The organism is Cupriavidus sp. GW822-FHT03E04, from assembly GCF_058801495.1.
The window spans coordinates 376835-385749 of record NZ_JBXANI010000003.1 but is presented as its reverse complement, the minus strand read 5'-3'; the positions used below and the strand labels follow the sequence as shown (position 1 = coordinate 385749).

The window sequence follows — 8915 nt, the reverse complement described above, 5'->3', positions numbered from 1 at the left end:
GGTCGCTTCTTTGCCTACTTTCTTGGCGAGACAAGAAAGTAGGTCGCCTCCCCGCAGGGGAGGTGAAACTGCAGTTGCCCTTGAAGTTAAGCGGTTGTAGCTGAAGCTGATTTTGCAGTTGCAGCCAAGCCCCCACCCCATAAAGCGAAAAAGCGCGAACATCCCAGTCCGCGCCTAATCACCATCAACCAACCCAACCCTTATGCCACCGCATCCGCCGGCTGCTTCTGCAGCAAAGCCAGCAACTGCGCCAACTCATCCCGCAGCTTGCGACGATCGACAATCATATCGATCGCACCCTTCTGCAACAGGAATTCAGCCCGCTGGAAGCCCTCAGGCAGCTTCTCGCGCACGGTCTGCTCGATCACGCGGGGACCGGCAAAGCCGATCAGCGCCTTGGGCTCAGCAATCACCACATCGCCCAGGAACGCAAAGCTGGCCGAAACACCACCCATGGTGGGATCGGTCAACACGCTGATGAACGGCAGCTTGGCATTCGACAGCTGGTTCAGCATGGACGTGGTCTTGGCCATCTGCAGCAGCGACAGCAGGCTTTCCTGCATGCGTGCGCCGCCCGTGGCGGTAATGCAGATGAACGGCACCTTCTGCTCCAGCGCCGCCTGGGCGCCACGCACGAAGCGCTCGCCCACCACCGAGCCCATGGAGCCGCCCATGAATTCGAACTCGAAGCAGCTCACCACGACCGGAATGGTGTGAATGGCGCCGCCGATCACGACCATGGCATCGGTCTCGCCGGTGTCGTCCATGGCGGCCTTGATGCGGTCCGGGTACTTCTTGGTGTCCTTGAACTTCAGTGCGTCGACCGGCAGGATTTCCTGGCCGATTTCATAGCGGCCTTCGGCGTCCAGCAGCCCGTCGAGGCGGGCGCGGGCGCGGATGCGCATATGGTGGTCGCACTTGGGGCAGACGTGGAGGTTGGCCTCGACGTCGGTCCGGTACAACACCGACTCGCACGACGGGCATTTGACCCACAGCCCTTCCGGAATGCCCTTGCGGGTGGAGGGGTCGGTCTGTTGAATCTTGGGAGGGAGGAGTTTATCCAACCAGCTCATGAAAGGCTCCTTTCGGCACATGTGCGGAACATGTCAGGCCGCGAATTTACCATGCCTGCGGTCCGCAGTCCCCGTTCCGCCGGGGCGATGCGCCTGTTGCGGCACAACGGCCGTCAAAATCCGTGTTTTTTGCTGCATTCACCGCCCGTGCGTCGACACGGGCAGCGGCACTTCAATCACATTCAGGCATCCAGCGCCTGGCGGATTTCCGCGATGAACGACCGCAGCGATTGTACCGCCTGGTCGCGCGGCGCATCTTCCAGCAATTGCACCAGGCGGCTGCCGATCACCACGGCGTCGGCCACGCTGCCGATCGTGCGCGCGGTCTGCGCGTCGCGGATGCCGAAGCCCACGCCCACCGGCAGGTTGGCATGGCGCTTGATCAGCGGAATGCGCTCGGCCACGCTGTCGAGGTCGATGGTGGCCGAACCGGTTACGCCTTTGAGCGACACGTAGTACAGGTAGCCGCTGGCCAGCTTGGCCACGGCTTCGATGCGATCGTCGGTGGAAGTCGGTGCCAGCAGGAAGATCGGGTCCATCTCGTTGGCACGCATCTGCGCGGCGAAGGACTCGCACTCCTCGGGCGGATAGTCGACCACCAGCACGCCATCGACACCGGCGGCGCGCGCGGCCTTGGCGAAGGTTTCCTCGCCCATGCGCTCGATCGGGTTGGCGTAGCCCATCAGCACCACGGGTGTCGCCGCGTTGGTCTGGCGGAACTCGGCCACCCAGGCCAGCACCTTGGTCAGCGTCACGCCCTGCGCAAGCGCGCGCTCGGAGGCACGCTGAATCACCGGGCCGTCGGCCATCGGGTCGGAAAACGGCACGCCAAGCTCGATCACGTCGGCCCCGCCCGCCACCAGCGCGTGCATCAGCGCGACGGTCAGGCCGGGCTCGGGGTCACCAGCGGTGATGAACGGAATCAGGCCCTTCTTGTTCTGCGCGGCCAGCGCCGCGAAAGTCGTTTTGATTCGGGACATGGTCATTGAGCGAGAGTGGGCAGCGGCGTGGACGAAGCAGCCAGCAGGGGCTCATCGTTCGCGGCTGCGATGTTCAGGGTAGCGGGCGCGGCCTGCGGCGTCGTAATGCATGCCGCGACGCGCGCGCGCGCCACGTCGACATAGTCGGGATTCATCTCGAAGCCGACGAAGCGGCGCCCGTGCAACGCGCAGGCTACGGCGGTGGTGCCGCTGCCGGTGAACGGATCGAGCACCAGCCCGCCCGGCGGGCAGCTGGCCAGCACCATGCGTTGCACGATATGCAACGGCTTCTGGGTCGGGTGATTGGCGCGCTCCGGATCCTGCCGGTGGATGCGCGGCACGCTCCACAGGTCCTTAGGGTTATAGCCAACCTCCAGCCACTTCTTGCCCTCGAAGCGCGGACGGCTGCGCGCCTTCTTGGTCTCGGCGTCGTACGGCACGCGCACCGGGTCGAGGTCGAAGTAGTAGTCGCGGGCCCGGGCAAAAAAGCCGATGTTGTCGTGCACCGAGGAATACTTGCGCGTGGTGCCGCCCATGCTAGGCACGCGCCGGTCCCAGATGATCTCGTTGATCATGGTCAGGCGCTGCTTGAGCATCACGAACAGCTCCGGCGAGTATTGCCAGGTGCAGAACAGATAGAGCGAGGCGCGCGGCGCCAGCTTGGGCACCACCGCATCGATCCAGCTCGCGGACCATTCCAGGTAGGCGTCCCCGGACAGGCGATCGGAGTCATTGCCGTAGTCCTTGCCCAGGCCATAGGGCGGATCAGCCACGATCAGGTCGATGGAGCCGTCGGCTATGCGCTTGATGCCCTCCAGCACGTCTTCCTGGTAAAGCGTCAGTTGCGGTGCGGCGATGGGCGCGGACGGGGCGCCGCCTTCAGCGGCGCCCGGCGGGAGAAAGTCGCGCATCAGAGGGTCAGCCCCGAACGCTCGGCCACGGTATGCATGTCCTTGTCGCCACGGCCGGACAGGTTCACCAGCAGCAGCTTGTCCTTGGGCAGCGTGGGCGCGAGCTTGCACGCGTAGGCGATGGCGTGGCTGGACTCCAGCGCCGGGATGATCCCTTCGATGCGGCAACAGTCGTGGAAAGCCTTCAGCGCTTCCTCATCGGTGATCGGGACATACTCGGCGCGGCCGATATCCTTGAGCCATGCGTGCTCGGGGCCGACGCCGGGATAGTCCAGGCCGGCGGAGATCGAATGGGTCTCGATGATCTGGCCGTTGGCGTCCTGCAGCAGGTAGGTGCGGTTGCCATGCAGCACGCCCGGCGTGCCGCCGATCAGCGCGGCGGCGTGGCGGCCGGTTTCCAGGCCGTCGCCAGCGGCTTCCACGCCGATCAGGCGCACATCCTTGTGCTCGATGTACGGATAGAAGATGCCCATGGCATTGGAGCCACCACCCACGCAGGCGATCACGGCATCGGGCTGGCGGCCCGTCATCTCCGGCATCTGCACCTTGGCCTCTTCGCCGATCACGCACTGGAAGTCGCGCACCATCATCGGGTAAGGATGCGGGCCGGCCACGGTGCCGATGATGTAGAAGGTGTTCTCGACGTTGGTGACCCAGTCGCGCATGGCTTCATTGAGCGCGTCCTTGAGGGTCTTGGAGCCGCTTTCGACCGGCACCACGGTGGCACCCAGCAGCTTCATGCGGTAGACGTTGGCAGCCTGGCGCTTGACGTCTTCCGAGCCCATGTAGACCACGCACTCCATGCCGAAACGCGCGGCGATGGTCGCGGTGGCCACGCCGTGCTGGCCGGCGCCGGTCTCGGCGATCACGCGCGGCTTGCCCATGCGCTTGGCCAGCAGTGCCTGGCCGATCACGTTATTGATCTTGTGGGCGCCGGTGTGGTTGAGGTCTTCGCGCTTCAGATAGATCTGCGCGCCGCCGAGCATCTCGCTCCAGCGCTGTGCGTGATAGATCGGCGAGGGGCGGCCGACGAAATGCTTCAGCTCGCGGCGGTACTCCGCGTCGAACTCAGGATCCTTCTGGAAGTGCGCATAGGCTTCGCGCAGTTCGTCCAGCGCGTGCACCAGGGTCTCGGATACAAAGGAACCACCATAGGGGCCGAAATGGCCACGGGAATCGGGCAGGTCGTACATGAGTCAGCTCTTCTGAACAGGGCCCTTGCCGTTCTGGCAGGGGCCCGATGACGTTAGGGTCGTGCGCGGGGCAGGTGCGGTTTGCGGGGGATATGCGGGAGGCCGAGCGCCTGGACGGCGACTTGACTCACCCGGCATCCGCGCTGCGCACCGCGCGCACGAAGGCGGCAATCCTGGCGTGGTCTTTCACGCCTTTGGCAGCCTCCACGCCGCTGCTTACATCGACAGCGTAGGGCCGCACGCGCTCAATCGCGCCAGCGACGTTTTGCGCGTTCAACCCACCACTCAAAACGATCCGAGGAGCGGCGCTTGCGGTCGGGTTGTGGGTGGGCGGAAGCCATGCCGGGGGTATCAGGGTCCAGTCGAAGACGTGCCCGCCACCGCCGTAGCCTTCGACGAAGGCATCAAGCAGCAAGGCAGCGGCATCACGATGCAGATCCGCGAATTCTACCAAATCGAGGCCCGGCTGCACGCGTGCCGCACGCAGAAACGGCAGCCGGCAGCGCTGGGCCACCAGGGCGCAGTCCTCGGGGCGCTCGTCGCCGTGGAATTGCAGTAGCGTAAGCGGCACACGCTCCACCACATGGGCAATATGATCGGCCTCGGCATTGACAAACAGGCCCACCACCGACACGAAGGGGCCGGCGGCTTCGGCCAGCGCTGCGGCGCGTGCCACCTCGACAAAGCGCGGGCTGCCCGGATAGAGCACCAGGCCGATCGCGTCGGCGCCGGCATCGACCGCGGCGCGGACATCGTCCTCGCGCGTCAGCCCGCAGATCTTGATGCGGGTGCGGCGCGGCGCGCTGCCTGCTTCAGGCAACTGGGTCATTGGCAAACACTCCATGAAACAGGCTGGCGGCCGTCTCGGCGACCGGGATCTGGTACTGCTCAGGATACTTCACCCCGGCCAGGTAAAGGCCGTCGGGCATGAAAGTGGGCGCTGCCTTGGCGCGGTTGCGCCCTGCCAGCACTTCGGCCAGCCACTCCGGCGGGTTGCGCCCCCGCCCTACCGCCACCAGGCAACCCATCAGGTTACGCACCATGTGGTGCAGGAAGGCGCTGGCGCGAAAGCGCACGAACAACCAGTCGCCGTCGGCCTTCAAGGTGATGTCGTACATGGTCTTGACCGGCGACTTCGCCTGGCACTCGGCGGCGCGAAAGGCCGAGAAATCGTGCTCGCCCAGCAGGCAGCCCGCGGCCGTGCGCATGGCGTCGACGTCCAGGCCCTTGCCTGGCGGAAGCATCAGGTAGCCCGCCCTGCCGTGCACCAGCGGCACACGGTGCGGCCCCACGTAGAGCGCGTAGTAATACATGCGCTCGAAGGCCAGGAAACGCGCATGGAAGCTGTCGTCCACCGGCTTGGCCCATTGCAGCGAGATGCTGGGCGGCAGGAAGGCGTTGACGCCGCGCACCCAGGAAAACGGTTCGCGCGTCAGCTCGGTGTCGATGTGGATCACCTGGCCGAGCGCGTGCACGCCGGTATCGGTGCGGCCCGCCACCGTGGTCGGCACCCGGCTGCCGGCGAACTGCGCGATGGCGTCCTCGAGCCGGTCCTGCACCGTATTGCGGTGCGGTTGCGACTGCCAGCCGGAGAAGGCGGCGCCGTCATAGTGGAGGCCGAGGGCAATGCGGGTCATGGGGCGGAAATTGACGACGGAAATTGACGATCAACGGGAGCTAGCGAAAACGGCGCGGCGCCGATGAGGATCGCCCGGCTGCCGGCTCGCAAAAAAACAAATGCGCCGGGAGCCACGCTCCCGGCGCATTGGTGGCGAGCTGCCGGGCGCATCGCTTGCGCACAGCCCGCCATTCTACAGCTTGGCTGTCAGGCCACGTCCCGCAGCAAAGTCTTGGCTTCGGTCAGCAGCGGGTCCTGCGACTGCTCCACCACTTCCTGCAGCAATTCCCGCGCGCCTTCCTTGTCGCCGATCTCGATATAGGCGCGGGCCAGGTCGAACTTGATCTGCATGTCGCGGCCACCATCGGCGGAGTCGGCCGACAACGTGCTCGGCGAGATGCCGCGCGCCGTGTCGAGCCCGCTTTCCGCACTCACGCGGGACAGATCGATCGGCTCGGACAGCTTGCCGTCGCGCAGCATGGTCGGCGCCGGCAGGGACGAGCCGAACGAGGAACGTGCCTCGTCATGCACTTGCGCCGGGCTGTCGGCACGCGCGTCGGCATGGCCCGCCGGACTGAGGTCCAGCGAGATGCCGGACATGTCGAAGTCGAGCGGACGGCTACGCGTAGGCGTATCCAGCGCCGGGATGTCGTCATGACCGTCATGAGCACCGATGGCATCGGCCTCGGGCAGATCCAGGCCAAGGCCATCGTCCAGGCGCGCGGCTAGCGCCGAAGGCGCCGCCTCGCCATTGCCGAACACGCGCGAGGCGGACTCGGGCGCGGTGATCGGCGCACCGGCTGCCGGCGCGGGGAACCCATCCAGCGGCAGCGCGAAGTCTGCCAGGTCCGCCAGCGGGGTTTCACGCGGTGCCGCCGCCAGGTCTTGCGACGGATCGTGGGTGCGCCACTGATCGGCCGGCAAGGTAGTGGTGTCAACCGACGCGACATCGGGCGCCACATTCAAGTACAAGGCATTGTTCGGATCGAGGCTACGCCCCATCTCCGCTGCCTGTGTCCACTCCGCCCCGTGTCCTCCAGTCTGGGCGAACATTTCTTCTGCAATCACGCGAAAACCTTCCACATCCTGACGAGTGTTGTAAATCTCCATGAGCTTGAGGCGGATCGCCTGGCGCTCAGGGTTTTGCTGCAAGGCTTCGCGCAGGATTTCCTCGGCCTGCACATCGCGCCCGTAGGCGATATAGACATCGGCCTCGGCGATCGGATCGACCTCGTTGGCTTCCGCGGCATTGTTGCCAATGCGGAAATCCGCTCCGAACACGCTGTGCTGCGAGGTGTCCACGCTCTGCCCGCCCGCGGTGCCGAACAGCGAATTGCCGCCGGCCATGACGGTGCTTTCCTGCGACAGGATGCTGTCCCCGAAGGCCGCGCTGTCGCTGGTCTTCTGTTGCTGGCGCCGGCGATAGATCGCGTAGCCGCCCAGCAGGGCAATCAAGAGTCCGCCGCCTGGCAGCAGCATCGGATTGGCAAGCAGGTCTTCGATGAAGGACGGCTGGGCCACCGGCGCGGGCTGCGTCACGACCGGCGGGCGCTTGGCGGCAGGCGCGGAAGCGGCAGCAGGCCTGGCGGCAGCCGCAACGGTGGCGTCCGCGGCATTCGTGCCAGCACTACTGGCGTCAGCGGTGGCCGCAGGCGCGGACGCCGGGGATGCTGCGAGCGGCGCCGCTGCCGCGGCGGCCGTGGCCGCGCTGGTGCCAGCGCTGGCCGTTGCCGTTGCCGGGGCCGGGGCCGGGGCCGGCGCGGCAGCGTCGGCCTTAGCGGCCTCAGCCGGAACCACGGCAGGTGCGGCGGCGGGAGCTGCAGGTGCGGCGGCCGAGTCCTTGCCCGCCCCCTTCTGTACCTGGGCCAGCTTGGCGATCTCGGCGTTCTTCAGCTCGACCAGCCGCTGCATGTCGGTCACGTTCTTCTCAAGCTGCGCGAGGCGTGCCTCGGCCTCCTTGAGTTGGCGCTCCTTGGCGATAGTGGCTTCGGTTGCCGCAGCGGCAGCAGCTTGGCTGGCACGATCGGGCTTGCTGAGCTTGAGCTCGTCGCGTGGGCCGGCGGCCGGGGCGGCCTGTTCCTGCACGCGCGCGGTGACGTTGCCCGACTGTTCGCGGCCACTGCCGGCCTCGACCGAGCGCCCCGCCGCCGCCGTAGCCAGGCGGCTGCGGTAAGCGTCGAAGCCCTGCGTGCGCGCCACCACTTCGCGGCGTGCCGCGCGGGGCGTGACCGATTGCGCTTCTTGCTGGCTAGGCACCTTGAGCACGGCGCCCGCCTTTAGGCGGTTCATATTGCCGCCAACGAAGGCGTTCGGATTGTTGCGATAAAGCGCGACCAGCATCTGGTCCAGCGATACCGAATCCTGTCCCTGGGACGCCTCGCCGGCAATGGCGGAGAGGTTGTCGCCTCGCTGCACGGTGTAGGTGCCGCCAGCCGCGGCAGCACCGTCCGCCGAAGCCTGCGTGGCGGCGCGGTGCGCACGCGGCGCTGGAGCCTTGGCCTGGGGCCGTGGCGCCGGGCTGGCCGCCACGGGAGGCGGAGCCTGCACCGACGGCGCGGGCACGGGCGCGGCGCTTGGCGCGGGCGCCGCCGGGCTGGTGGCGCCCGATTCGTCGGGCGTGCCCGCCTGCACTACGGTGGTTGGCGAGAATGTCTGGTTGGAAGGCTTGGCTCCTGCCGGATCCAGCAGGAAGGTATACGCGCGCGACACCTTGCCGCTCGCCCATGTCATGTCGACCAGGATGTCGACAAAGGGCTCGCTGAGCGGCTGGGTTGACCGGACCCGTGCCACATAGCTCCCATTGGGGCGGCGCTCGACCTGCAGCCGCAGGCTGCTGACCGCAGGCAGATATGTCAGGCCGGCCTTGGCATATGCATCGGGCGACGCCAGCTTGACGGCCAGGCCGTCCGCTTCTTCCGCACTGACGCCGCTAATATCGATTTCCGCTTGCAGCGGCTGACCCAGATTCGACTGTACCCGCAATTGCCCAAACCCCGCGGCATACGCGGCCGGCTGCGCGAGCAGCAAACCGAGTGCCGTGAAGGCCAGCGTTGACCAGCGCTGGCGGGCGGTAGGCGCATCTTTCCGGCGATGTTGGCTCACACTCACCTTGTGCTCCGTTGTGTTCTAGTAGTGAAATT

General features: G+C 66.6%; 7 protein-coding genes. All 7 read right to left on the bottom strand.

What is annotated here, in order from left to right:
- Positions 1–200: 200 nt before the first annotated feature.
- The 7 genes from accD to AC1RQC_RS05785 all read right to left on the bottom strand — a co-directional run bounded on the left by accD (position 201) and on the right by AC1RQC_RS05785 (position 8883).
- The gene (gene accD, locus AC1RQC_RS05815) at positions 201–1073 is read right to left on the bottom strand and encodes an acetyl-CoA carboxylase, carboxyltransferase subunit beta (protein ID WP_043347984.1); all 873 of its coding nucleotides are present in this window, start codon (positions 1071–1073) and stop codon (positions 201–203) included.
- A 182-nt stretch (positions 1074–1255) separates the two neighbouring features.
- The gene (gene trpA / locus AC1RQC_RS05810) at positions 1256–2053 is read right to left on the bottom strand and encodes a tryptophan synthase subunit alpha (RefSeq protein ID WP_492376526.1); all 798 of its coding nucleotides are present in this window, start codon (positions 2051–2053) and stop codon (positions 1256–1258) included.
- Positions 2054–2055: 2 nt separating this feature from the next.
- Positions 2056–2964, bottom strand: coding sequence for a DNA-methyltransferase (locus tag AC1RQC_RS05805; RefSeq protein WP_043347990.1), 909 nt, complete (start codon positions 2962–2964; stop codon positions 2056–2058).
- Positions 2964–4157 carry a tryptophan synthase subunit beta gene (gene trpB / locus AC1RQC_RS05800; protein WP_043347992.1) on the bottom strand — a complete coding sequence of 398 codons (1194 nt, stop codon included), beginning with the start codon at positions 4155–4157 and terminating at the stop codon, positions 2964–2966. The genes AC1RQC_RS05805 and trpB overlap by 1 nt, the downstream gene beginning before the upstream one ends.
- Before the next feature lie 127 nt (positions 4158–4284).
- The gene (locus tag AC1RQC_RS05795; protein ID WP_492813784.1) at positions 4285–4986 is read right to left on the bottom strand and encodes a phosphoribosylanthranilate isomerase; all 702 of its coding nucleotides are present in this window, start codon (positions 4984–4986) and stop codon (positions 4285–4287) included.
- Positions 4970–5794 (bottom strand): tRNA pseudouridine(38-40) synthase TruA, encoded by an 825-nt coding sequence (truA, locus tag AC1RQC_RS05790; RefSeq protein ID WP_492376529.1) that lies wholly within the window; start codon positions 5792–5794, stop codon positions 4970–4972. The genes AC1RQC_RS05795 and truA overlap by 17 nt, the downstream gene beginning before the upstream one ends.
- A gap of 188 nt (positions 5795–5982) precedes the next feature.
- Positions 5983–8883 carry a motility hub landmark protein FimV gene (locus AC1RQC_RS05785; protein WP_492882663.1) on the bottom strand — a complete coding sequence of 967 codons (2901 nt, stop codon included), beginning with the start codon at positions 8881–8883 and terminating at the stop codon, positions 5983–5985.
- Between the last annotated feature and the right edge of the window lie 32 nt (positions 8884–8915).

Excerpts from the sequence above, each read along its gene's own strand:
- accD (WP_043347984.1), bottom strand. The coding sequence starts at position 1,073 with ATGAGCTGGTTGGATAAACTCCTCCCTCCCAAGATTCAACAGACCGAC.
- trpA (WP_492376526.1), bottom strand. The coding sequence starts at position 2,053 with ATGTCCCGAATCAAAACGACTTTCGCGGCGCTGGCCGCGCAGAACAAG.
- AC1RQC_RS05805 (WP_043347990.1), bottom strand. The coding sequence starts at position 2,964 with ATGCGCGACTTTCTCCCGCCGGGCGCCGCTGAAGGCGGCGCCCCGTCC.
- trpB (WP_043347992.1), bottom strand. The coding sequence starts at position 4,157 with ATGTACGACCTGCCCGATTCCCGTGGCCATTTCGGCCCCTATGGTGGT.
- AC1RQC_RS05795 (WP_492813784.1), bottom strand. The coding sequence starts at position 4,986 with ATGACCCAGTTGCCTGAAGCAGGCAGCGCGCCGCGCCGCACCCGCATC.
- truA (WP_492376529.1), bottom strand. The coding sequence starts at position 5,794 with ATGACCCGCATTGCCCTCGGCCTCCACTATGACGGCGCCGCCTTCTCC.